The 22,092-nt window shown below is 64.2% G+C and carries 21 protein-coding genes and 1 riboswitch; of the genes, 7 read left to right on the top strand and 14 right to left on the bottom strand.

The annotated features are described in order from the left end of the window. The first annotated feature begins 55 nt into the window (after nucleotides 1-55). Genes E3T39_RS11855 through E3T39_RS11845 form a run of 3 tightly spaced genes read left to right on the top strand, consistent with a single transcriptional unit; the run spans nucleotide 56 to nucleotide 2,693 of the window. Nucleotides 56-997, top strand: a complete 942-nt coding sequence (locus E3T39_RS11855) for an ABC transporter ATP-binding protein (RefSeq protein WP_134515517.1) — start codon at nucleotides 56-58, stop codon at nucleotides 995-997. Continuing rightward, nucleotides 994-1,857 (top strand): ABC transporter permease, encoded by an 864-nt coding sequence (locus E3T39_RS11850; protein ID WP_134515516.1) that lies wholly within the window; start codon nucleotides 994-996, stop codon nucleotides 1,855-1,857. The genes E3T39_RS11855 and E3T39_RS11850 overlap by 4 nt, the downstream gene beginning before the upstream one ends. Further along, entirely contained in the window at nucleotides 1,854-2,693 is an 840-nt protein-coding gene (locus tag E3T39_RS11845; RefSeq protein ID WP_134515514.1) for an ABC transporter permease, read from the top strand. The genes E3T39_RS11850 and E3T39_RS11845 overlap by 4 nt, the downstream gene beginning before the upstream one ends. Nucleotides 2,694-2,751: 58 nt before the next feature. Here the strand turns inward: E3T39_RS11845 and E3T39_RS11840 are convergent, their stop codons facing one another. The 7 genes from E3T39_RS11840 to E3T39_RS11810 form a co-directional block, all read right to left on the bottom strand. Further along, a complete protein-coding gene (locus tag E3T39_RS11840; protein WP_134515512.1) occupies nucleotides 2,752-4,104 on the bottom strand; it encodes an MFS transporter in 1,353 nt (450 codons plus the stop codon). Between the two features lie 154 nt (nucleotides 4,105-4,258). Next, entirely contained in the window at nucleotides 4,259-4,615 is a 357-nt protein-coding gene (locus E3T39_RS11835) for a hypothetical protein (protein ID WP_134515510.1), read from the bottom strand. A gap of 33 nt (nucleotides 4,616-4,648) precedes the next feature. Beyond that, a complete protein-coding gene (gene ribH / locus E3T39_RS11830; RefSeq protein WP_134515508.1) occupies nucleotides 4,649-5,125 on the bottom strand; it encodes a 6,7-dimethyl-8-ribityllumazine synthase in 477 nt (158 codons plus the stop codon). After that, a complete protein-coding gene (gene ribA, locus E3T39_RS11825) occupies nucleotides 5,125-6,384 on the bottom strand; it encodes a GTP cyclohydrolase II (RefSeq protein WP_134515506.1) in 1,260 nt (419 codons plus the stop codon). The genes ribH and ribA overlap by 1 nt, the downstream gene beginning before the upstream one ends. Continuing rightward, nucleotides 6,381-7,040, bottom strand: coding sequence for a riboflavin synthase (locus tag E3T39_RS11820; protein WP_134515504.1), 660 nt, complete (start codon nucleotides 7,038-7,040; stop codon nucleotides 6,381-6,383). The genes ribA and E3T39_RS11820 overlap by 4 nt, the downstream gene beginning before the upstream one ends. 7 nt (nucleotides 7,041-7,047) lie before the next feature. Then, on the bottom strand, nucleotides 7,048-8,091 hold the full coding sequence (gene ribD, locus E3T39_RS11815; RefSeq protein WP_241979664.1) for a bifunctional diaminohydroxyphosphoribosylaminopyrimidine deaminase/5-amino-6-(5-phosphoribosylamino)uracil reductase RibD: 1,044 nt from the start codon (nucleotides 8,089-8,091) through the stop codon (nucleotides 7,048-7,050). 87 nt (nucleotides 8,092-8,178) lie between these two features. Next, nucleotides 8,179-8,321, bottom strand: a riboswitch (FMN riboswitch). An 84-nt stretch (nucleotides 8,322-8,405) separates the two neighbouring features. After that, entirely contained in the window at nucleotides 8,406-9,308 is a 903-nt protein-coding gene (locus E3T39_RS11810; protein ID WP_241979690.1) for a sugar-binding transcriptional regulator, read from the bottom strand. Nucleotides 9,309-9,502: 194 nt separating this feature from the next. Here E3T39_RS11810 and E3T39_RS11805 point away from each other — a divergent pair, with 194 nt between their 5' ends. From E3T39_RS11805 to E3T39_RS11790, 4 genes are all read left to right on the top strand, one after another. After that, nucleotides 9,503-11,242 carry a glycerol-3-phosphate dehydrogenase/oxidase gene (locus E3T39_RS11805; protein WP_134515500.1) on the top strand — a complete coding sequence of 580 codons (1,740 nt, stop codon included), beginning with the start codon at nucleotides 9,503-9,505 and terminating at the stop codon, nucleotides 11,240-11,242. Nucleotides 11,243-11,427: 185 nt separating this feature from the next. Beyond that, nucleotides 11,428-12,162 (top strand): MIP/aquaporin family protein, encoded by a 735-nt coding sequence (locus E3T39_RS11800; RefSeq protein WP_134515805.1) that lies wholly within the window; start codon nucleotides 11,428-11,430, stop codon nucleotides 12,160-12,162. 67 nt (nucleotides 12,163-12,229) lie between these two features. Further along, nucleotides 12,230-13,744 carry a glycerol kinase GlpK gene (glpK, locus tag E3T39_RS11795; protein ID WP_134515499.1) on the top strand — a complete coding sequence of 505 codons (1,515 nt, stop codon included), beginning with the start codon at nucleotides 12,230-12,232 and terminating at the stop codon, nucleotides 13,742-13,744. A gap of 391 nt (nucleotides 13,745-14,135) precedes the next feature. Then, complete coding sequence (locus E3T39_RS11790; RefSeq protein ID WP_134515497.1) at nucleotides 14,136-15,077, top strand: endonuclease domain-containing protein; 942 nt, start codon at nucleotides 14,136-14,138, stop codon at nucleotides 15,075-15,077. Between the two features lie 80 nt (nucleotides 15,078-15,157). Here the strand turns inward: E3T39_RS11790 and E3T39_RS11785 are convergent, their stop codons facing one another. From E3T39_RS11785 to sdhA, 7 genes are all read right to left on the bottom strand, one after another. Continuing rightward, complete coding sequence (locus E3T39_RS11785; RefSeq protein ID WP_134515495.1) at nucleotides 15,158-15,907, bottom strand: HAD family hydrolase; 750 nt, start codon at nucleotides 15,905-15,907, stop codon at nucleotides 15,158-15,160. Then, a complete protein-coding gene (locus E3T39_RS11780) occupies nucleotides 15,904-16,509 on the bottom strand; it encodes a GNAT family N-acetyltransferase (protein ID WP_134515493.1) in 606 nt (201 codons plus the stop codon). Before E3T39_RS11780 ends, E3T39_RS11785 begins: the two co-directional genes overlap by 4 nt. Continuing rightward, nucleotides 16,509-17,513 (bottom strand): tryptophan--tRNA ligase, encoded by a 1,005-nt coding sequence (gene trpS, locus E3T39_RS11775; RefSeq protein WP_134515491.1) that lies wholly within the window; start codon nucleotides 17,511-17,513, stop codon nucleotides 16,509-16,511. The genes E3T39_RS11780 and trpS overlap by 1 nt, the downstream gene beginning before the upstream one ends. Continuing rightward, nucleotides 17,510-18,364 carry an exodeoxyribonuclease III gene (locus E3T39_RS11770; RefSeq protein ID WP_134515489.1) on the bottom strand — a complete coding sequence of 285 codons (855 nt, stop codon included), beginning with the start codon at nucleotides 18,362-18,364 and terminating at the stop codon, nucleotides 17,510-17,512. Before E3T39_RS11770 ends, trpS begins: the two co-directional genes overlap by 4 nt. A 9-nt stretch (nucleotides 18,365-18,373) precedes the next feature. Then, the gene (locus E3T39_RS11765) at nucleotides 18,374-19,447 is read right to left on the bottom strand and encodes a YihY/virulence factor BrkB family protein (RefSeq protein WP_134515487.1); all 1,074 of its coding nucleotides are present in this window, start codon (nucleotides 19,445-19,447) and stop codon (nucleotides 18,374-18,376) included. 74 nt (nucleotides 19,448-19,521) lie between these two features. Further along, the gene (locus tag E3T39_RS11760; RefSeq protein WP_134515485.1) at nucleotides 19,522-20,283 is read right to left on the bottom strand and encodes a succinate dehydrogenase iron-sulfur subunit; all 762 of its coding nucleotides are present in this window, start codon (nucleotides 20,281-20,283) and stop codon (nucleotides 19,522-19,524) included. After that, nucleotides 20,283-22,091 (bottom strand): succinate dehydrogenase flavoprotein subunit, encoded by a 1,809-nt coding sequence (sdhA, locus tag E3T39_RS11755; protein WP_134515483.1) that lies wholly within the window; start codon nucleotides 22,089-22,091, stop codon nucleotides 20,283-20,285. Before sdhA ends, E3T39_RS11760 begins: the two co-directional genes overlap by 1 nt. Nucleotide 22,092 lies beyond the last annotated feature (1 nt).

Raw genomic sequence — 22,092 nt, 5'->3', positions numbered from 1 at the left:
ACCGCCGCAGATGCGAACCATCCCCACTGGAGCGGTGGCGGTCTAGGTTAGAACTGTGCCAGCGCCTGTCATCGCCACCCAGAATCTCGTCAAGAGTTATCCCGTAAAAAACTCGAAGGACTTTGTCGCTGTCGACGGCATCAGTTTTGAGGTCGCGCCGGGGGAGTCCTTCGGGCTGCTCGGCCCCAATGGCGCAGGCAAGTCCACGACGATGCGCATGATCGGCGCGGTCTCCACCCGCACCAGCGGTGACCTCGACGTGCTCGGTCTCGACCCCAATCGCTACGGTCCCGAGATTCGCGGGCAGCTCGGCGTGGTGCCGCAGGAGAACAACCTCGACATGGAACTGAAGGTGCGCGAGAACCTGCTGGTCTACGGCCGTTACTTCGGGCTGCCCCGCGCCCGGGTGGCCCGCCGCGCCGATGAACTGCTCGAGTTCGCCCAGCTCGCCGACAAGGCCGGCGCCAAGGTCGATGACCTTTCTGGCGGCATGAAACGCCGCCTCACCATCGCCAGGGCCCTGATCAACGACCCGCGCATCCTGCTGCTCGACGAACCGACGACCGGCCTCGACCCACAGGCGCGACACATTCTGTGGGACCGTCTGTTCCGCCTCAAAGAGCAGGGCACGACCCTGCTTTTGACCACGCACTATATGGATGAAGCCGAACAGCTCTGCGACCGCCTCGTCGTCGTCGACAAGGGTCGCATCATGGCGGAGGGCTCGCCAGCCGACCTCATTCGCCGGTATTCCTCCCGCGAAGTACTCGAAGTGCGCTTCGGTTCTACCCAGAATGCCGAGGTCGCCGGTCGCATCCAGGGCTATGGTGAGCGGGTCGACGTGCTGCCCGACCGCATCCTGGTCTACAGCGACAGCGGCGAGCACGAATTAGAGCGGATGACCGCGGCCGGCCTTCACCCCATCACCAGCCTCGTGCGCCGCTCCAGCCTCGAAGACGTGTTCCTGCGTCTCACCGGCCGAAACCTGATCGAATGAGCGACTTTCAGCACGGCGTGAGCGACAGCATCCGCTCACAGACGCTCGCGGCGGCCGTTGCGGCCGCGGCGCGCACCCGCCGCTACGGCTCCTGGTATGTGGCCGAGCACCGGTTCCGGGTGATGCGGTCGTATGCCCAGACCGTGCTCTTCACCGCGGTCGGCAGCCCGCTCGTCTACCTCTACGCGATGGGCGTCGGCTTGGCCAGCCTCGTGAACGGCAATCTCGGCGACAACGCGGTCACCGGCGTGAGCTACCTCGCTTTTCTGGCCCCAGCGCTGCTCGCGAGTAGCGCGATCGCGGTCGCCGCTGAGGAGTTCACCTACCCGATCATGCTCGGTTTCAAGTGGAACCCGACCTTTTTCGGTATGAACGCGAGCTCCATCCAACCCGGCCAGATCATCAACGGCATCGTCATCTCGGTCGCCGCGCGCATGCTGCTCACCTGCGCGATTTTCTACGTCTTCATGCTGGTCTTCGGGGCAGTGCCCGGTGCGCTCGGGTTCGTGGCCGTGCTGGTGGCGCTGCTCACCGGACTCGCGTTCGGCGCGCTCGTCATGGGCTACACGGCCACCCTCAAGGACGACACCGGGCAGCTCGCCATGGTGCAACGCTTCGTGATTTTACCGATGACCCTGTTCTCTGGCACGTTCTTCCCGCTCGACGTGCTGCCACCGTACCTGCAATGGATCGGCTGGATCTCGCCGCTCTGGCACGGCACGGAGCTCTCGCGCGTCTTTGCCTATGGCCTGCCGGAGCCGATCTGGCTGAGCGTCGTGCACGTGCTTTACCTCGCCGCCCTGCTGGCTATCGGCTGGATCTGGGCGCGCCGTCTCACCGTGCGCCGGTTGAACAAATGACCGGGCCGCAGCTCTCCCCGTCGACGATCGCGGCATCCGCTGGCTCGACCCGACCATTTGGCAGTCTGTATGCCGGCAACGCGCGCAGTGTGATGGCGCGCGGCTGGCGGGCCACGCGCAGCACCAACTCGCTCGTGGTGCTTAGCGGATTCGTCGAGCCCATCTTCTACCTTTTGTCGATGGGCCTCGGTCTCGGAGCCCTGATCGGCCAGGTGCAGACCGCTGACGGCGCTCAGGTCTCCTACGCGGCGTTCATTGCTCCGGCCCTGCTCGCCGTCGCCGCGATGAACGGTGCCATCTACGACTCGACCTGGAACGTGTTCTTCAAGATGCAGTTCGCCAAGCTCTACGAGGGCATGCTGTCCACGTCGCTCGGCCCGCTCGACGTGGCGCTGGGCGAGATCTCGCTCGCCCTGCTGCGCGGGCTGCTCTACGCGACCGGATTCCTGCTCGTCATGCAGGCGCTTGGGCTCAATCTGTCCTGGTGGGCGCTGGTCGCGTTGCCGGCGGTGCTCCTCATCGCGTTTGGTTTCGCGAGCGTGGGCATGGCGGTCACGAGCTACATGAAGACCTTCCAGCAGATGGACTGGATCAACTTTGTAATGCTGCCGATGTTTCTGTTCTCGGCCACGTTCTATCCGCTCAGCGTCTATCCGCAGGGCATCCAGTACGTGATTCAGGCACTTCCGCTCTGGCATGGCGTCGAGCTGGTTCGTGCCTTGACCACCGGGCAGATAGACCCGGGCCTGCTCTGGCACGTGCTCTACTACGTCGTGATGATCGTGATCGGCCTGGTCTTCACCACTCGCCGCCTCAAGGCCCTGTTCTTGAACTGAAAAGAAACGCACCCCCCTCGCGATCGCGAGAGGGGTGCGTTTGCTGTGCGGCGACAACCTACCGGTGCAGGTCGAGGTCCTTCGTTTCGCGGCTGAGGACCAGCGCGATCAGGGTAATGACGGCCATGATCGAAAGGTAGATACCGACCCAGAACGGGCTGCCTTCGCCAAGCGTCCATAGCCAGATGGCGATGAACGGGGCGACGGCCGCGCCGAGAATCGAACTCATGTTGTAGGCGAAGGCTGAGCCGGTGTAGCGCACGCTCGTCGGGAACAACTCGGGCAGCAGCGCGCCCATCGGACCGAAGGTCATCCCCATCAGCGAGAAACCGACGATGAGAAACAGCATCACGCCGGGGAAGCCGGCGCCGAGCAACGGCACGAACAGCAAACCGAACACGATGATGGCGATGGTCACGATGATGAGTGTCTTGCGGCGGCCATGCCTGTCCGCCCAGGGGCCGGAGGCGAGGGTAAAAATTCCGAAGAACACGACGCCGAGAATCATCATGAGGATGAAGTTGTTGTAGCTGAAGCCGAGTCCCGGAACCGGGGCATCCGTCGCGGCCCGGCCGTAGCCGAGCGTGAACGTGGTCATCAGGTAGAACAATACGTAGGTCGCGAGCATGATGAACGTACCGAGGATGAGTTCACGCCAGTTGGATTTGAACACCGCCGCGAGCGGCAGCTTCTCGACCCGGTCGGCCTTGACGACCTTGGTGAAGACCTCGCTTTCGACCAGGCGCAAACGCACCCAAAGACCGACGATGACCATCACAGCCGAGAACAGGAACGGAATGCGCCACGCCCACTCGAGGAACGCCTCTGACGGACGGGTCGGGTCGGTCGACGGCAGGGCGAGCGCCAGGCCGAGGAACAAGCCGTTGGCGATGATGAAGCCGAGCGGGGCGCCGACCTGCGGGAAGGTTCCGTACCAGGCGCGCTTGCCTACGGGTGCGTTCTCGGTCGCGACGAGGGCAGCGCCACTCCACTCGCCGCCGAGGGCGAAGCCCTGGGCGAGACGCAGGATGACGAGCATGAACGGTGCCCACCAGCCGATCATGTCGTAGGTCGGCAGCAGGCCGATCAGGAACGTCGCGATGCCCATCGTGAGCAGCGCGCCCACCAGGGTGGCCTTGCGTCCCTTGCGGTCACCGAAGTGGCCGAAGAACAGTGCGCCGATCGGGCGGGCGACCATGGCGGCGCCGAAGACGGCGAAGGAAGCGAGGAGTGCTGTGGTCTCGTTACCGGTGGGAAAGAACAGGTGCGGAAAGACCAGCACGGCGGCCGTCGCGTAGACGTAAAAGTCGTAGAACTCGATGGTCGTGCCGATGAGGCTCGCCATAATGACGCGGCCCTTCGGATTCAAAGGTGTGGTCGGCGTCGAAACTGACGCTGTGCTTGTAGACATGAAGGTGAAACGCTCCGGTCGGGATGGCTGAGCGCCGACGAAACCCGCAAGTCGATCTGACTTCCCGCGGAAGCGTTTACGCACGAATAGTGGTGTGGCCGCGTGTAGAGGTCACAAAACAGCTTACCCCCGGGGCTATCGCCTTCGCGACCCGTTACTTCCAGAGCACCGCGATCACGATGTTGGCGAAGGTCAGGGCGCCGATGGCCCACAGCACGAGCGAGGACACGCTCGGCTTCTTGCGGTTCACGATCACGAGCACGGTGATCACGATCAGCACGAGCAGCTTGAGGCCGATCTTGATGTTGTCGATATGGCCGAGCGAGCCCATTTCGATGATGCCGACGAGCAGCACACCGGTGACCAACTGGGTCAGCGCACCGTGGAACATCGCGGCGACAATCGTGCCCTTGCCGGCAATGATCGGCTTGATCTGCACGAGGAAGCCACCAAGCAGCGAGGCCAAACCGACGAAGTGCAGAATGAGCAGAATGTTGCGTAGAAGGTCCATGCGTTCAGCCTAGGCACTCAAACGCACCTCTAATTACCCGATGTGCCCGCGTAGCTCCCGAAGCACCAGCGCGGTGGCCAGAGCAGCGGATGCCGCCTCCGCGCCCTTGTCTTCCTTCGAACCGGGTAGTCCGGCCCGGTCGAGACCCTGTTGCTCATCGTCCAGCGTCAGCACGCCAAAGCCAACCGGCTTGCCGGTGTCGAGCGCGACGCGGGTGAGGCCATCCGTTGCCGCATTCGACACGAAGTCGAAGTGGGGGGTGCCGCCGCGAATGATCACACCGAGGGCGACGACAGCATCGGCCCCGCTGTCCAGAGCGACCTTGCAGGTGACGGGCAGCTCGAAGCTGCCCGGTACCCGCACGAGCGAGAACTCGGCGTTGCTCGCTTCGAGTACCCGGGTGGCACCGGCGATGAGGCCGTCGGTGATCACGTCGTGCCACTGTCCGGCTACGATGACGACGCGCAGGCCGCGTCCGTCAACGGTGATTGTGGGTCCGGTTCCAGCCATTAGGCGATTCCATTCATGATTTCGATGTTGGAGATATGGTGCCCCATCCGGTCCCGTTTGGTAGCAACGTACTCCTCGTTGAACTCCCCGATGCCGACGACAAGCGGTACACGCTCGGTCACGGTGATGCCGTGTAGCTCGAGCTGGCGCACTTTTTCGGGATTGTTGGTCAGCAGTCGTACCTCGCGCAATCCCAGATCGTGCAGGATGCTCGTGGCCGCGCCATAGTCGCGGCTGTCACCGGGTAGACCCAGCGCCAGGTTGGCGTCAAGGGTGTCGAGGCCGTCTTCCTGCAGCGCATAGGCCCGCAGCTTGTTGATGAGGCCGATGCCGCGCCCCTCCTGGCCGCGCAGGTAGACGACCACGCCGCCTTCCGCCTGGATGATGTCGAGCGAAGCGTTCAGCTGCGGTCCGCACTCACACTTGAGCGAGCCGAACGCTTCGCCGGTGAGACACTCGGAGTGCACGCGCACGATGGCGCCGTCGACCGGGGTGCCCGCAACGAGAGCAACGTGGTCGGCACCGGTCGAGCGGTCCCGGTATGCGCGTACCCGGAAAGCACCGTGCCGCGTGGGTACCGTCGTCTCCACTTCGAAGTCGACCCGCGGTGCCTCGATGAGCGGGGCGAGTGTCGGCAGGGCCTCGTCGGGATGAAACTCATTGAGGTAGCTGATCAGGTCTTTGATCGTGATGACGAGCAGACCCTCTCGCTCCCCGAGTTCGAGCAAGCCGGGGAGGCGCATCATCTCACCGTCTTCGGCGACGATCTCGGCAATCGCCGCGACTGGAACCAGACCGGCCAGTTTCATCAGGTCGACACCGGCTTCGGTATGGCCGCCCCGTTCGCGCACGCCGCCATCTCTGGCACGCAGCGGCAGGATGTGGCCGGGGCGGTGCAGGCTCGCCGGTGCCGACGCGGGGTCGGCGAGCACCCGCAGGGTGTGGGCGCGGTCGGCGGCGCTGATCCCGGTCGACAGCCGGTCGGCGGCGTCGACGCTCACCGTGTAGTTGGTGCCGAGCGGATCTTCGTTGTTCACGACCATCACCGGCAAATCGAGCTGGTCGGCGAGCTCGTTGGTCATCGGCGCGCAGATGAACCCGGACGAGTAGCGCACGGTCCAGGCGATCCATTCCTGGGTGGCGAGCTGGGCCGAGATGATGACGTCACCCTCATTTTCGCGGCCCTCGTCGTCGGCGACGATGACCGGTCGGCCGAGGCGCAGGGCGTCCAGTGCGGAGGGAATATCGGCGAGACTCATGATGCGCTCCTTGGTGCGGTTGCGTGCTGGGATTCTGGGGTTTTTGCGGCGGCGCCGAGGGCCAGCATTCGTTCAACGTGGCGGGCCAGAATGTCGGTCTCGATGTTGACGAGGTCGCCGACCCGGCGCTCGCCGAGGGTTGTGGCGGAGAGGGTTTCTGGTATGAGTGACACCTCGAACCACTGAGTCGCCTCGGTGGCAGGGCTGATGTTGCTCACCGTAAGCGAGACGCCGTCGATTGCGATCGAGCCCTTGTCGACCACGAGCTGGGCAAGGTGGGGGGAAAGGCTGAATCGCAGCACCCGCCAGGCGTCTCCCGGTGTGATGGCGAGCACGGTGCTTGTGCCGTCGATGTGGCCCTGCACGATGTGACCGCCGAGGCGCCCGCCGACGAGCGCTGCGCGTTCGAGGTTGACCGGGGAGCCGACGCGGGCGTCGGACAGCGTCGACATGTGCAGGGTCTGCGCCATCACGTCGGCCGTGAAAGTTTCGGCGGTGCGCTCCACCACGGTGAGGCAGACCCCCGAGACGGCGATCGAGTCGCCGTGGCCGGCGCCCTCGACCACGAGCGGGCCGCGGATGGTGAAGCGGGCAGCATCCGCTGTGGTCTCGATGCGCTCGATCTGGCCGAGCTCCTCAATGATTCCGGTGAACATGGGTTCCTTAGGTGGTTTGCGGCCGCGCAACGATGAGAATATCGTCGCCGAGGCGGTGGAGGGAGTGGATGGAGAGGCGACGCTGCTCGCCGATGGTTTCTACGCCGATATCGCCAAGGGCCAGTCGGGGGCCACCGATCAGCGTCGGCGCCAGGTAGATCAGGTACTCGTCGACCAGCCCAGCGGCGACGAAGGCACTTGCCACGGTGGGCCCGCCCTCGATGAACACGGTGCGCACGGCCCGCTTGTGCAGGTCGGCCAGCAGGCCAGGCAGGTCGAGGCCGTCGAAAAATAGTGGCGGGTGCGGGTGTGCGAATACCGCAGCGGATGCCGGCAACGTTCGTCGGCCGACGACCACGGGAATGGGCTGCCCGGCGAGGAGATCGCCAGCGAAGTCGCGGGCGGTCAGTGCCGGGTCGTCGGCGAGCACGGTGCCGGTGCCGACCAGGATTGAATCGCTGGCGGCGCGACGCCGGTGCACGTCGAGGCGGGCCGTCGCGCCCGTGATCCAGCGGCTGGAGCCATCGAAAGCGGCCGCGCGACCGTCGAGGCTGGATGCCCACTTGAGCGTGATGAAGGGGCGGCCGAGGCGGGCGGCGACAAGCCAGTCGCCGAGAAGGGTCTCGCCGTCGTCGGCGAGCAGGCCACCCTCCACCGCGATGCCGGCCGTGTGCAGCCGCTTGGCACCGCCGCAGGAGTGCTCGCCGGGGTCGGTCACGGAGTAGATGACGCGGGCGACGCCGGCGTCGATCAGGGCCACCGCGCACGGACCGGTGCGGCCGACATGGTTGCACGGTTCGAGTGTGACGACGACGGTGCTGCCTCGGGACAGCCCGGGGGCGAGCTGGGATAGCGCGTCGACCTCGGCGTGCCGGCTGCCGGCGCCGCGATGCCAGCCTTCGGCGAGGGTCTCGCCGTTGGCGTTCAGAATGACGCAGCCGACCCGTGGGTTCACGCCGGTGTCCGGACCGCGGGCGGCAAGTTCGAGGGCTCGGCGCATTGCGCTGGCCAGGACCGGGCTGTCCAGGCCGACTGCCGCGTTGTTTGTCATCCCGCCCTCATCCGTGTCGGACGAGCTCCGGGGGTATGGGGTGTGCAGCATGCACAAACCCGTCGGTCGACCATAGGAGCCAACCAACTCGTGCGCCTCCCGTCCGGACTTTGACCGTCGGTGCTGGAGTTTCACCAGCTCAACCGCTGGTCCCTCGAACAATCTCAAGGGACTAACGGGTCGCGGACTTTAACCGCCGGTTCGGAATTACACCGACCCCGGAGCACGTGTACTGCAAGTTCTACTTCTAGTTATAGTGCAACAGGCTGCACGTTGTGGTATTCCTGGGGACATCCTCTGTGGGGGTAACGATGTCAGGGGGCCTCGACCAGCGCGCGGGCAGTGCTCTCATCGACGAATAGGTCGGTGATGAGCGATGCGGCGAGGGCACCGCGCAGGCTAGCGAGCTTGGAGCGGCCAGCCACGACGCAGATGCGGCGCGGCGTGCGCCGCAGCACGGTGAAGTCCGGGCCGGTGGACCGTTCGTTCAGGGCGATACCGTCGGCCGAGCCGTCAGCGCGGTAGAAGACCGTCGCCACGTCGCCGACCACGCCGGCTGCGCCGAGCGCATCGAATTCGGCCTGTTCGAGATAGCCGCCCGCGTAGACGCGGCTGACCACGCCGGAGAAGGGGGAACCGAGACCGAATAAGGCGATGTCCATGATGGCCTGCATCTCGAGCAGGCGGCTGACGCTGCGCTCCCGCCACAATGCCTGCTTGGTAGCCGGGTCGTCGAAGAAGGCGGGCACCGGAAACTGCTGCACGTGCGCGCCGAACGCCGTGCCGAAACGGCCGAGAATTTCGCTCGCATAGCCCAGGCCGGTCGTGCGCATGTTTCCGGCACCGTTCAGCTGCACGATTTGAGAGTTGTGGGTCTGTTTAGGAGTGATGTGCCGGCTGATCGCGTTCATGGTGGAACCCCAGGCGATACCCATAGTCATGTTTGAGTCGAAGTATTGGCCGAGAATCCGTGCAACCGAGAGGGCGACACGCTCGAGCCGATCGACGTCATTCGCGCTGTCCGGCACCGGAACGACGTGAGCGGTGATCTGAAATCGAGCCTCGATCTGCTGCTCGAGGTGACTCGGAGCATCCAGTGGAGACTTAATCTGAATATCCACCAGGCCGGTCTCGCGCGCGTGGCTGAGCAGGCGGGAGACCGAGGAACGGGAGGTGTGCAGCTCCTGAGCGATGGCATCCATCGTGAGGTCCTGCATGTAATACAGGTGCGCGGCGGTCAGGGCGTCACGGCTGCGATCGGACTGTGCGGGATCGGTATCGAAGGTCACGGGGCTCCTTGCACGTATGTTCAATCCGATTGAGAAATTGTGTCGGACTGTCAGACTGAATCTATTCATATGGCTTGCCCTACGCAAATTTTCGGGCAATCCCCGAGACAGAGGTGACAACAATGTCGTTCTTGAACTCACAGACTTCGACTGCAATCTCCAAGCGCCCGAGCGCTCAGGTGCTCATCATCGGCGCCGGTATCAACGGCATTGCCACCTTTCGCGATCTGGCCCTGCAAGGCGTCGACGTGGTCATCGTTGACAAGAACGATTACGTCTCCGGCGCCTCGTCGGCCAGCTCGCACATGATCCACGGCGGCGTGCGCTACCTCGAAAATGGAGAGTTCCGCCTGGTCAAGGAGTCGGTCGAGGAACGCAACGGCCTGCTCAAGATCGCGCCGCACTACGTCAAGCCGTTGCAGACGACCATTCCCATCTTCTCGACCTTCTCGGGCGCGATGGCCGCGCCGCTGCGTTTTCTCACCCACAAGCAGGGCGCCAAGCACGTCGAGCGCGGCGCAATGCTTATCAAAATCGGCATGATGATCTACGACGCCTTCTCCCGTGACGGTGGAACGGTACCCCGCCACGAATTCACGGGCCGCACCAAGGCACTCGCCGCCCTGCCGCTGCTGAACCCTGGCCTCAAGTACACGGCCACCTACTACGACGCCGCCATGCATGACCCCGAACGCCTCGCCCTCGACGTGCTGCGCGACGGCCTCGACGCCGGTCCGCACGCTCGTGCCGCCAACTATGTCGAGGCAGCCGGCATGAACGAAAGCGGCGTGCTCCTTCGCAACAGCATCACCGGTGAAGAATTCACTTTTCAAGCGGATATCGTCGTCAACACGAGCGGGCCGTGGACCGACCTGACCAATGACGCTCTCGGCCAGCCGAGCACTTTCATGGGCGGCACCAAGGGTTCCCACGTCGTGCTCGACAACCCGGCACTCCTGGCAGCGACCGGAGGCCGGGAGATCTTCTTCGAGCACGAAGACGGCCGCATCGTGTTGATCTACCCGCTCAAGGGTCGCGTTCTGGTCGGTACCACCGACCTCGAGCACGACATGACCCAGCCCATTCGCTGCACCGAAGACGAGATCGATTATTTCTTCGATCTGGTCGCGCACGTTTTCCCAACGGTGCAGGTCGATCGTTCGCACATCGTGTTTCGCTTCGCCGGTGTGCGTCCGTTACCGCGACACGACGATGAAACACCGGGTTTCGTCTCCCGCGACTACCGCATTGAGTCCCGGCCGTTGCCCCGCACCGACGCCGCTGACGGCACCCTGCTCAGCCTGGTCGGCGGCAAGTGGACCACCTTCCGCGCCCTCGCCGAGAACTTGAGCACCGACATCCTGAAACTGCTCGGCCTGCCGCGCACTGTCTCTACCGAGGGCCTCGCTATCGGTGGCGGCCGCGACTGGCCGGCCTCGGAGGCTGCCCACCTGGTTTGGGTCACTTCCCACGGCGACGAGGTGGGCACCGATCGCGCCGCGGCCCTGCTCGCTCGCTACGGCACCAGGGCGAGCGAGGTTATTGACTTTCTCATCGATCCGGTCGGTCCAGCGGATGCCCCCCTCGTGCACAACGCCGCCTATACGCGGCGCGAAATCGAGTTTTTAGCCGGGTTCGAGGGCGTCGTGCGGCTGATCGACGTACTGCTGCGCCGCACCAGCCTGGCCTTCGTTGGCAGCGTGACCACTCCTCTGATCGAGGAGTTGGCGCTCGTCGTCGCCCCCGTTCTCGGCTGGGATGCCGCACGCTGCGCTGAAGAGATCGAGCTGGCTCGCGGTACCTTGATCGACGTGCACGGGGTCGACCTCGCCCCGGTCGCCGAAGCCGTTCTGGTCGACTAACCCCCTCTCGGGGCTGACGAGTACTGACAATCTGCACGAACGTGCAGGAGAAACCTGCTCACTCTGGCCCGTGCGCCGATACGTTTTAGACAACACGCACGACAGCCGCACTCGACAACACGGTTGCGTGCGGTGAACAGCACCCCATCTGAAAGGTCAATGTGGACAATCTCGGTGTCGTCTTTATGTCAGAGGTCGTGGGAACGGCCATCCTCGTATTACTCGGCTGCGGTGTGGTGGCCAACGTCGCACTCGCCAAGAACAAGGGCTTTGGCGGTGGTTTTCTCATGGTCACGATCGGTTGGGGCCTCGCGGTCTACGCCGGCGTCATCGCCGCCTACAACTCCGGTGCCCACCTGAACCCGGCCGTCACTCTCGGTCTCATCGCGAGCGGGGAAGACACCTTCGTCTCAGGCGTGCCCGTCAACGTTGTATCGACATTGACCTACATCGGGGCGCAGATGATCGGCGGTATTCTCGGTGCCGTTGTTGTCTGGCTCGCCTACAAGCAGCACTTCGATCAGGAGCCGGATGCCGCCAACAAGCTCGGCGTCTTCTCGACCGGGCCGGCCATCCGCTCTTACGGGTGGAACCTCGTCACCGAGATCATCGGCACCTTTGTGCTCGTCTTCGTGGTCATCGGATTCGGCCGCAATGGCGATGCTGGCGGGTTGGCCGCACTTGGCGCGCTGCCGGTGGCGCTGTTGGTGATCGCCATCGGTGCCTCGCTCGGTGGGCCCACCGGGTACGCCATCAACCCCGCGCGTGACCTCGGTCCCCGCATCGCGCACTTCCTGCTGCCGATCAAGGGCAAGGGCGGCAGCGACTGGTCCTACTCTTGGGTTCCGGTTCTCGGTCCTATCATCGGCGGTGTGCTCGCCGGCGCGTCATCGGGTGTGCTGCTGCCCGTCCTGGGCTAAGCCTGCCGACATAGTCTTTATCGTTTCAACATCGTATTTCTCACCTGGAACAACAAAGGAGTTACACATGGCCAAGTACGTTCTCGCCATCGACCAGGGAACCACGAGCTCCCGCGCGATCGTCTTCGACAAGGCTGGGTCGATTATTTCGACCGGTCAGCTTGAGCACGAACAGATTCTGCCGCAGGCCGGCTGGGTCGAGCATGACCCGAAGGAAATTTGGGACAACACCCGTGAGGCCATCGGCCAGGCGCTGTCGAAGGCGAACATCACCCGCCACGACATCGAAGCCGTCGGCATCACCAACCAGCGCGAAACCGCTGTCGTCTGGGACAAGACCACCGGCGTGCCCGTCTATAACGCCATCGTCTGGCAGGACACCCGCACGCAGCCGATCGTCGACCGCTTGGCAGCGGATGGTGGCATCGATCGGTTCAAGGCGAAGGTCGGCTTGCCGCTGGCCACCTACTTCTCCGGAACCAAGATCGTCTGGATCTTGGAAAACGTTGAAGGGGCACGCGCGAAAGCGGATGCCGGCGACCTCCTGTTCGGCACGACCGACTCCTGGGTGCTGTGGAACCTGACCGGCGGCACCGAGGGCGGCGTGCACGCGACCGACGTCACCAACGCCAGCCGAACCATGTTCATGGACTTGGAAACCTTGCAGTGGGACGATGAGATCCTGAGTATCTTCGACGTGCCGAAGTCGATGCTGCCGGAGATCAAGTCGTCATCCGAGGTGTACGGCATCGCTAGCGGGCACAGCCTGCTGCGCGAGGTGCCGATAGCCGGAATCCTCGGTGACCAGCAGGCCGCGACCTTCGGCCAGGCTGCGTTCGATCAGGGCGAGGCGAAAAACACCTACGGCACCGGAAACTTTCTGATCTTCAACACCGGTCTCGACATCATCCACTCGAAGAACGGCCTGCTCACCACCGTGGGCTACAAGCTCGGCGACGCCCCGGTGCACTACGCCCTCGAGGGGTCGATCGCTGTCACCGGCTCGCTCGTGCAGTGGATGCGGGACCAGCTCGGCATCATCAAGAATGCCTCCGAGATCGAAGACCTCGCCAAGACGGTCACCGACAATGGTGGTGCCTACTTCGTGCCCGCCTTCTCCGGCCTGTTCGCGCCGTATTGGCGGTCGGACGCGCGCGGAGCCCTCGTCGGTCTCACCCGCTATGTGAACAAGGGTCACATCGCCCGGGCAGCGCTGGAGGCCATCGCTTATCAGACCCGCGAGGTGCTCGACGCGGTCAACGCGGACTCCGGGGTGCCGCTGACCGAGCTCAAGGTCGATGGTGGTGCCACGGCCAACGACCTGCTCATGCAGTTCCAGGCCGATATCATCGGCGTGCCGGTCGTTCGGCCGGTTGTCGCGGAGACCACAGCCTTGGGCGCCGCCTACGCGGCCGGCCTCGCCGTGGGTTTCTGGAGCGGCCTCGACGACCTCCGTTCCAACTGGCAGGAGGACTCCCGCTGGGAGCCCGCCATGGACCCAGAGGAAGCCGCTCGTCTCCTGCGCAATTGGAAGAAGGCCGTCACGAAGACCCTCGACTGGGTAGACGAAGACGTGCAGTAGTCCTCACCACCACCATCACCACCACCACCAACGCGCATAACTCCTGCAATTTGCCGCAGGGAATTTTCGGAGGCCCGTTTTTTCGCGGTTCTCGAATGCAACGGCTGCAATTTGCAGGAGTTATGCCCCGGTGCCGCTCGGCGATCCGTCAATCCGGCTCGACAGCCCTTCTGGATGACCGTCGTCACTCGGGGATGGCCCGAACGCGTAACTCCTGCAAATTGGGGTCCTGGTCCGGCCGACCCGCGTGCTTCCGGGCTAGATTGCGGACGCGGGCAGAGATTGCAGGAGTTATGCGCCGGCGCGCGGGGTGCGGCACGAAAGAGTTATCCACAGGCGACTGAAAGTGCTCTCCCCAGATTGCTTGCGGGGCGGTCGTAGTGACCGGAGAATGACGACGATCGTCTGCATGAACCCATTTTTGACCTCCCACGCTGGCCAGTGCCGTATCGTCAGCCGACAGGACTTATTGAACAGCGGCATGCGACCCAAACACATCACGGCTGCAGTGCGCAGCAACACCCTCATCCGAGTGCGCCGCGATCATTACGCTCTACCGGGAACTGACCGCCACACCCTGGAGGCGGTTCGCGTCGGCGGGCGCGAAGCGTGCGTTTCGGCGGCCCGAGAGATCGGCTTTTTTGCGTTCGATTCGCAATTTACCCACGTGCATATTCCGCGGGAGGCATCCCGTCTGCGCAGTCCCCAAAGCCGGCACGTTCCTCTGGCTGCCGCCCCGCGGGACGGCGTCGAGCTGCACTGGTGGCCGCTCATCGACAGCACTGATGGCACCGAATACCGCGTAGGGGCCCGCGACGCCCTCGCCCAGATTATCCAGTGTCAGGAACCTCGCTTCGCCCTGGCGGCGCTCGACACAGCCCTGCACGAGCACAAGATTCGGGCAGCCGACCTCGATGAGATCTTTGCCCATGTCCCCGACAAGCATGGCAGTCTGCGTTCCCGCATCGATGCACGAGTGGATGCCGGCCAAGAGTCCGTCCTGCGCGACCTGTTCCGCTCCGCCGGGTACCGCTGCGACATCCAGGTGTACATCGATCAGGTTGGCCGGGTCGACGTACTGGTCGAGGGCTGTGTAGTCGTTGAGGCGGACAGCCAGAGTCACCACAAGACCTGGGACGAACACACTCGCGATCGCACCCGAGATCGCTTGCTGGCAGCCCTCGGCTATGTGACACTCCGCGTGCTCTATCAGGACATCATGTTCGATCCGGAGGGAGTGCTTCGAGCAATTCAGAAGCTCGTCGACATTTGCCGGTATGGCAGCTCCCGAGTCGACAGCGTCGCCCCGGCAATGGGCATCCGAGGCGCATAACTCCTGCAGATTTCGCGCGAGCCGGCACAGAAGCCCGCAATTCCGGGCCGGCGCCGGGCACCGACTGCAATTTGCAGGAGTTATGCCCCGGGAAGGGCAGCAAACAGGCCCGGCAGACTGGCGAGAGTATCGATGCGGAGAACTCCAAGGCGGGCGGCATTGTCTGTGTCGGCGACGTTGACAGCGGATGCGCCGGCGCGGTCGAGCCAGACCCCCGTCAGCCCCGCGGCGGCCGCGCCCATGGCATCCGTGCGCAGCCGATCGCCCACGTAAACCGTCTCCTCGACGAGCACGCCAAACAATGCGCAGGCGTGTTCGAAGATGCGCGCGTCGGGCTTGGCAAAGCCGAGCGCACCCGAGGCGACGACATGCTCGAACCGGTCGGCCAGGCCGACCCGACGAATTTTCTCGCCCTGAAAAACCGGGTCGCCGTTCGTGATGAGGCCAAAACGCACTCCGGGAATCATCTCGGCGAGCTCATCGAAGCAGGGGAGCGCGTCGTCGTGCAGCCGCCAGCTGGCCCGGTAGCTCTGGAAATACTCGTCAAACCACTCATCCGCCTCGGTGTCGGTCAGCGCGATGTCGAACGAGGCGGCGAAATTCCGGGCGCGGGTGCGGCGCTGGCCGGCAAAGGTGAGAGCGCCGGCGAGGTAGGAGTGATAGTGCTCCTCCTCGAGCGCGTCCCACAGCACGGTCGCTGCCGTTCGGTCACCGGCCGCGAAGGCGCCGCCAACCCGGTCGAGGTGCAGCAGGATACCCGCCGCGACCGCGGCCCGGTGAGCGAACAGGGTGTCGTCGAGGTCGAACAGCACGACCCGGGGCGTGGTCATCGGGCGAGGGCCGCGGCTGGCCAGCCGGGCTGCGGGCTGCGGTCATCTCCGGCGGCGAGGTGGCCCTGCCAGGAGTCGGGGTAGCTTCCGTCCCGATAGGCGGCGACGGATGGCCCGACGCCGGTATAGCGAAACCCCGACTTCCAGGCCGCTCGGGCTGACGCGACGTTTCCGAGCAGGCATTCCCAGTGCAGAACATCGATAATCCCCTCCGCGAACGCCCAATCAGCGACGAGTCGTTGCGCTTCGGGAATGAGCCCGCGGCCACGGTGCGGGGCACCCAGCCAGAATCCGATCGACCCCACCCGGTGAACGGATGCGTCCGCCGCGACGGATTCGCCCGTCAGGCGCAGCCCAATGATGCCCAGCAGTTCTGGTCCGCCAGGGTCCCGCAACGCCCAGGTATATTCCCGATCCGACATCCATCCGGCGGGGACGTACTCAGCGAGGAATCCTTCGGCGTGCTCGAAGCGGTAAGGCCACGGAACGGTCAGGTAGCGCTCAAAGAGCGGGTCCTGGCAGTACTCGAAGACCCGGTCGGTGTCTGCGACGACGGGCGTATCAAGCAGTACCAGCGGTGATGAGAGCGCGAACGGCTGCATCAGCGAGGGGGCAGAAAGCCGACGCGGTCGTAGACGGTGGCCAGGGTCTCATTCGCGATGTCAGAAGCTCGGGCCGCGTTCGAAGCGAGCACCCGGTCGAGCTCGGCCGGGTCGCCCAGCAGCTCGGCCACGCGTTCGCGGATCGGATCGAAGGTACCGAGAACCACCTCGACGAGCCCCTTTTTCAGGTCTCCGTAACCCCGTCCGGCATACTCGTTTTCCAGCGACTCGATCGATTGCGACGCAAGCACGGAGTAGATCGTGAGCAGGTTGGCCACACCCGGCTTGTTCTCGCGGTCGAAGACCACGCCGCCGTCGGCATCCGTCACGGCCCGCATGATCTTCTTCTTGGTGACGCCGGGCTCATCGAGCAGCCAGATGATACCGGCCTGCGACTCGGCCGACTTGCTCATTTTCGACGTGGGATTCTGCAGGTCGTAGATCTTCGCGGTCTCCTTCACGATCGCCACTTCGGGAATCGTGAAGGTGTCGCCGAACCGTGAGTTGAAGCGCAGAGCGAGGTCGCGGGTGAGCTCCACGTGCTGACGCTGATCTTCCCCGACCGGCACCACCGTGGTTTGATACAGCAGAATATCCGCCGCCATCAGAGTCGGGTAGGCGAACAGGCCAACGGATGTCGCGTCGGCGCCGTGCCGCACGGACTTGTCCTTGAACTGCGTCATGCGACTCGCCTCACCGAACCCGGTGATGGTGTTGAGCACCCAGGCCAGCTGCGCGTGCGCGGCAACGTGCGACTGCACGTACAGCGTCGACGCCGACGGGTCGATGCCAGCCGCAATGTACTGCGCCGCCGTGCCCCGCGTGTTCTCGCGGAGCTTGGCAGGCTCCTGGGCGACGGTGATGGCGTGCAGGTCGACGATGGAGAAGAACGCGTCGTGCGTCTGCTGCAGCGACTTCCAGTTCAGGAGCGCGCCAATATAGTTGCCGATCTGCAGGGACTCGGCGGAGGGCTGCATGCCCGAATACAAGCGGGGTTTGGTCATGATTTGGCTCCAGAAAGGTCATAGTCGACAACGACGGGGGAGTGGTCGCTCCAGCGCTGGTCGTACGCCGCGGCCCGGTCGACCGCATAATTCAAAACGGATGCCGCCAGCTCTGGGCTGGCCAGATGGTAATCCAGGCGCCACCCGGTATTGGTATCGAATGCCTGCCCGCGCTGGGACCACCACGTGTACGGCCCTTCGACCTCGCCGGCCCACTTGCGCCCGACATCGACCCACCCCAGGCCGGCACCCGCGTTGTAGCGCTCGTCGCCTTCCGCCCCGAGGATGCGATCGAAATACTCCCGCTCCTCTGGCAGAAAACCCGCGTGCTTCTTGTTACCGCGCCAGTTCTTGATGTCGAGCGTGCGATGGCCCACGTTGAGGTCGCCGAGCACGAGAGCGAGCGGGCTGTGCTCGGTCAGTTCGGGCAGCCGGGCGATCATGGCGTCGAGAAATTTGTACTTCTCAATCTGCTTCGGGGTGTCGGTCTCGCCGGAGTGCACGTAGGTGCTCACGACGGTAATGAGCTGGCCGTCGACCTCGTAGTCGGCTTCGAGCCAGCGACCGGCGCTGTCGAATTCTTCGGCGCCGAAGGCAACCCGGTGAATGGATGCGCCCGCCCGGCTGGCGAGGGCGACACCGGCCCGGCCCTTGGCGGTCGCGGCGTCGTGCAGAATGTTCCAGTCCGGCCCCAACAGACCCTCGAGGTCCTCGGTCGAGGCGCGCACCTCTTGAATGGCGAGAATGTCCACATCACGGGTCTGCAGCCAGTCGCCCATTCCCTTGCGGTACGCGGCTCGTACCCCGTTTGTGTTGATGCTGGCAATGCGGAGCGGTTTGGCTTGAGGCATGGGTCAAGTCTACTTACGGGCGTCGACCGCATCCGCCCTGGCATACCCGTCAACGATGCTCTCGGCCGCGCGGAGCCGTCGACGTGCGCTCCAGCGGGCATACCAGGGCGATGCATCGAGGTCGACCCTGGCGGCGGCGAGTTCGGCCTGCGCGGTCAACCGCAGAGCATCATGCATGCGCTGCTCCTGATTTTCGGCGGCTTCATCGGCACTGAGCGTGTGGGGCGGAATTCCCGCGTCGTTCATGCCGACCGCAATCCAGGACGCGGCGATCAACGTCACCGTGCTCACGAGATTGAACCAGATCAGCAGCCCGATGATCACAGCGAAGGTCGCGAGCAACGGGTTGCGGCTGGCCCCGCCGAGTAGGGCGCCGCCAAGGAACTTGAGCGCGCCGAGTGCGATTCCGCCGAGCAGAGCGCCAGCGACCAGCCGCCGCAAGGGAATGCGCACCCGGGACAGCACCCGGAATAGACCGGCCAGCGTGAGGGTGTCGATGACAAGCACGACGATCAGGCCGATCACCCTGGCCGAAGCTTCATAGAAGAACGAGTCCTGGGGTATCTGAAAGATTCCGAACAGCACGCCGAGCAGCGCGGTGCTCGCGAGTGAGACCAACGCCGACAGAACGAGGGCGAGGCCAAACACCAGCCCGAGGCCGAGTTCGCGCAACTTGACCCAGAGGAAAAACGTGGTCTGCTGGGGCATGTCGAACACGGTGCGCACGGCCTGCGCCGTCGCGGACAGCCAGCCCAGAGCGGTCACGAGCAGTCCGACCAGTGCGATGGCGCCGGTCCAGGTGAGAATGCCAGCGGTAGCGAGCAGCTCAGGGTCGATGATGCCTTTGGTACCGATAAGGCCGGGAACCGACTGGTTGATGATCGCGTACAGGGCATTCAGCAATCCCTGGTTCGCGGTCAGGAACAAACCGGCAATTGAGAAGCCCACCCAGACGGCCGCGAAAATGGCGAAGATCGCCTGGTAGGACATTTCGGCGGCCAGGATGCCACCACCCACGGTGTTGAAATGGGTCAGCACCCGAACGGGACGCCAGGCCAGAACGCGCTCTACCAGCTCTTTCACGGTGTCAGCTTATTCGACCAACCTAAGACACCCCCGTCGAATCGACGGGGGTGTCTTCACAGCAGATCGAGCTGTTACGCCTTGCCACGCATAATGGCCTGCTTGACCTCGGCGATGGCCTGGGTCACCTGGATGCCGCGAGGGCAGGCTTCCGTGCAGTTGAAGGTCGTGCGGCAACGCCACACGCCCTCCTTGTCGTTGAGAATGTCGAGGCGCACGGCCGCATTCTCATCGCGGGAGTCGAAGATGAAGCGGTGCGCATTGACGATCGCGGCCGGGCCGAAGTATTGGCCGTCGGTCCAGAACACCGGGCAGCTCGACGTGCACGCGGCGCACAGGATGCACTTGGTGGTGTCGTCGAAGCGAGCGCGCTGGGCGACCGTCTGAATGCGTTCCTTGCCCTTCACCGGGGTGACGCTGTTCATGAGGAACGGCTGCACCTCCTTGAACGAGGCGAAGAACGGCTCCATGTCAACGATGAGGTCCTTCTCCAGCGGCAAGCCCTTGATGGCCTCCACGTAGATGGGCTTCGTGACGTCGAGGTCCTTCATGAGCGTCTTGCAGGCCAGGCGGTTGCGGCCATTGATGCGCATCGCATCCGAGCCGCAGACGCCGTGCGCGCAGGAGCGACGGAAGGTCAGCGATCCGTCTTGTTCCCACTTGATCTTGTGCAGCGCGTCGAGCACCCGGTCGGTCGGGTAGAGCTGCACGTCGAAGTCCTGCCAGTGCGGCTCGTCGTCGACCTCCGGGTTGAAGCGACGAATAATGAGCGTGACCGTGAAGGACTTGATCTCCTCGGGAACGACGGGCTTCTGATCAATCGTGGCGTTACTCACTAGTACTTCCTCTCCATCGGCTGGTAGCGGGTGATGACAACCGGTTTCCAGTCGAGCTTGATGTGGTCGGCGGCATCCGCGCTCATCGCGTCACCCTTGAGGTACGCCATGGTGTGCTTGAGATAGTTCTCGTCATCGCGCACGAGGTAATCCTCACGCTGGTGCCCGCCCCGGCTTTCCTTGCGGTTGCGGGCGGAATAGACGACGACCTCGGCGAGGTCGAGCAGGAAGCCCAATTCAACGGCCTCGAGCAGGTCGGTGTTGAAGCGACGACCCTTGTCTTGCACGCCGATGTTCTTGTAACGCTCACGCAGCACGTGGATGGTCTCGGTGACTTCGGCGAGGGACTCGTCGGTGCGGAACACCTGCGCCTTCTTGTCCATTTCTTCCTGCAGAATCTTGCGGAGCACGGCGATGCGTTCGGTTCCGGTTGACGAGCGGATGCCTTCCAGCAGTTCGCGCACCTCCTTGGCCGGGTCTTCCGGCAGGGGTGTGAACGACGCCGTCTTGACGTATTCGACCGCGTTGTTGCCGGCGCGCTTGCCGAACACGTTGATGTCGAGCAGCGAGTTGGTGCCGAGACGGTTGGAGCCGTGCACCGAGACGCAGGCGCATTCGCCGGCGGCGTACAGGCCGGGAACGATCTGCTCGTTGTTGCGCCAGACTTCGGCCTTCACGTTGGTGGGGATGCCGCCCATCGCGTAGTGCGCGGTCGGCATGACCGGCACCGGTTCGGTGACCGGGTCAACGCCGAGGTAGGTGCGGGCGAATTCGGTGATGTCGGGCAGCTTGGTTTCGAGTAGTTCCTTGCCAAGGTGCGTGCAGTCGAGGTAGAGGTAGTCCTTCTCCGGCCCGGCGCCGCGGCCCTCCGCGACCTCCTTGAGCATGCAGCGCGAGACGATGTCACGCGGGGCGAGGTCTTTAATGGTCGGCGCGTACCGTTCCATGAAGCGCTCACCGGAGGCGTTCCTCAAAATGGCGCCCTCACCGCGGGCTCCTTCGGTCAAGAGGATGCCCAGCCCGGCCAGCCCGGTCGGGTGGAACTGGAAGAACTCCATGTCCTCGAGCGGAAGGCCCTTGCGCCAGACGATACCGACGCCGTCACCGGTGAGGGTGTGCGCGTTCGAGGTGGTCTTGTAGATCTTGCCGAAACCGCCGGTGGCGAAGATGAACGCCTTGCCCTGGAACACGTGCAGCTCGCCGCTCGACAGGTCGAGGGCGACCACAGCCGACGGCTGGTCGACGCCGTCGACGTTGGTCATGACGAGGTCGAGGACGTAGTACTCGTTGAAGAAGTTGATGCCGCGCTTGACACAGTTCTGGTAGAGCGTCTGCAGAATCATGTGGCCGGTGCGGTCGGCGGCATAGCAGGAGCGGCGAACCGGGCTCTTGCCATGGTCGCGGGTGTGGCCGCCGAAACGACGCTGGTCGATCTTGCCCTCTGGGGTGCGGTTGAACGGCAGGCCCATGTTCTCGAGGTCGATGACGGCATCGATGGCTTCCTTGGCCAGAATCTCGGCGGCGTCCTGGTCAACCAGGTAGTCGCCACCCTTGATCGTGTCGAAGGTGTGCCACTCCCAGTTGTCTTCCTCGACGTTGGCCAGGGCCGCAGCCATGCCGCCCTGCGCCGCACCGGTGTGCGAACGCGTCGGGTAGAGCTTGGAGATGACCGCGGTGCTGGCGTGGGGGCCGGCTTCGATGGCGGCACGCATGCCAGCCCCACCCGCTCCCACAATGACGATGTCGTGCTGGTGGTAGTGCACGCCGTCTACGACGGTGGACTCCGATTGCGTTGTGGAAGAAGTCATA

The sequence above is a fragment of the Cryobacterium suzukii genome (genome assembly GCF_004403185.1).
Lineage (GTDB): Bacteria > Actinomycetota > Actinomycetes > Actinomycetales > Microbacteriaceae > Cryobacterium > Cryobacterium suzukii.
The sequence above is the reverse complement of the archived record's forward strand: the minus strand, read 5'-3'. Positions and strand labels throughout refer to the sequence as shown.

Excerpts from the sequence above, each read along its gene's own strand:
- E3T39_RS11790 (WP_134515497.1), top strand. The coding sequence starts at position 14,136 with ATGACGACGATCGTCTGCATGAACCCATTTTTGACCTCCCACGCTGGC.
- E3T39_RS11805 (WP_134515500.1), top strand. The coding sequence starts at position 9,503 with ATGTCGTTCTTGAACTCACAGACTTCGACTGCAATCTCCAAGCGCCCG.
- ribD (WP_241979664.1), bottom strand. The coding sequence starts at position 8,091 with ATGACAAACAACGCGGCAGTCGGCCTGGACAGCCCGGTCCTGGCCAGC.
- E3T39_RS11770 (WP_134515489.1), bottom strand. The coding sequence starts at position 18,364 with ATGCCTCAAGCCAAACCGCTCCGCATTGCCAGCATCAACACAAACGGG.
- E3T39_RS11800 (WP_134515805.1), top strand. The coding sequence starts at position 11,428 with ATGTCAGAGGTCGTGGGAACGGCCATCCTCGTATTACTCGGCTGCGGT.
- sdhA (WP_134515483.1), bottom strand. The coding sequence starts at position 22,091 with ATGACTTCTTCCACAACGCAATCGGAGTCCACCGTCGTAGACGGCGTG.
- E3T39_RS11840 (WP_134515512.1), bottom strand. The coding sequence starts at position 4,104 with ATGTCTACAAGCACAGCGTCAGTTTCGACGCCGACCACACCTTTGAAT.
- ribH (WP_134515508.1), bottom strand. The coding sequence starts at position 5,125 with ATGGCTGGAACCGGACCCACAATCACCGTTGACGGACGCGGCCTGCGC.
- E3T39_RS11780 (WP_134515493.1), bottom strand. The coding sequence starts at position 16,509 with ATGCAGCCGTTCGCGCTCTCATCACCGCTGGTACTGCTTGATACGCCC.
- ribA (WP_134515506.1), bottom strand. The coding sequence starts at position 6,384 with ATGAGTCTCGCCGATATTCCCTCCGCACTGGACGCCCTGCGCCTCGGC.
- E3T39_RS11850 (WP_134515516.1), top strand. The coding sequence starts at position 994 with ATGAGCGACTTTCAGCACGGCGTGAGCGACAGCATCCGCTCACAGACG.
- E3T39_RS11845 (WP_134515514.1), top strand. The coding sequence starts at position 1,854 with ATGACCGGGCCGCAGCTCTCCCCGTCGACGATCGCGGCATCCGCTGGC.
- E3T39_RS11820 (WP_134515504.1), bottom strand. The coding sequence starts at position 7,040 with ATGTTCACCGGAATCATTGAGGAGCTCGGCCAGATCGAGCGCATCGAG.
- trpS (WP_134515491.1), bottom strand. The coding sequence starts at position 17,513 with ATGACCAAACCCCGCTTGTATTCGGGCATGCAGCCCTCCGCCGAGTCC.
- glpK (WP_134515499.1), top strand. The coding sequence starts at position 12,230 with ATGGCCAAGTACGTTCTCGCCATCGACCAGGGAACCACGAGCTCCCGC.
- E3T39_RS11810 (WP_241979690.1), bottom strand. The coding sequence starts at position 9,308 with ATGCAGGACCTCACGATGGATGCCATCGCTCAGGAGCTGCACACCTCC.
- E3T39_RS11835 (WP_134515510.1), bottom strand. The coding sequence starts at position 4,615 with ATGGACCTTCTACGCAACATTCTGCTCATTCTGCACTTCGTCGGTTTG.
- E3T39_RS11785 (WP_134515495.1), bottom strand. The coding sequence starts at position 15,907 with ATGACCACGCCCCGGGTCGTGCTGTTCGACCTCGACGACACCCTGTTC.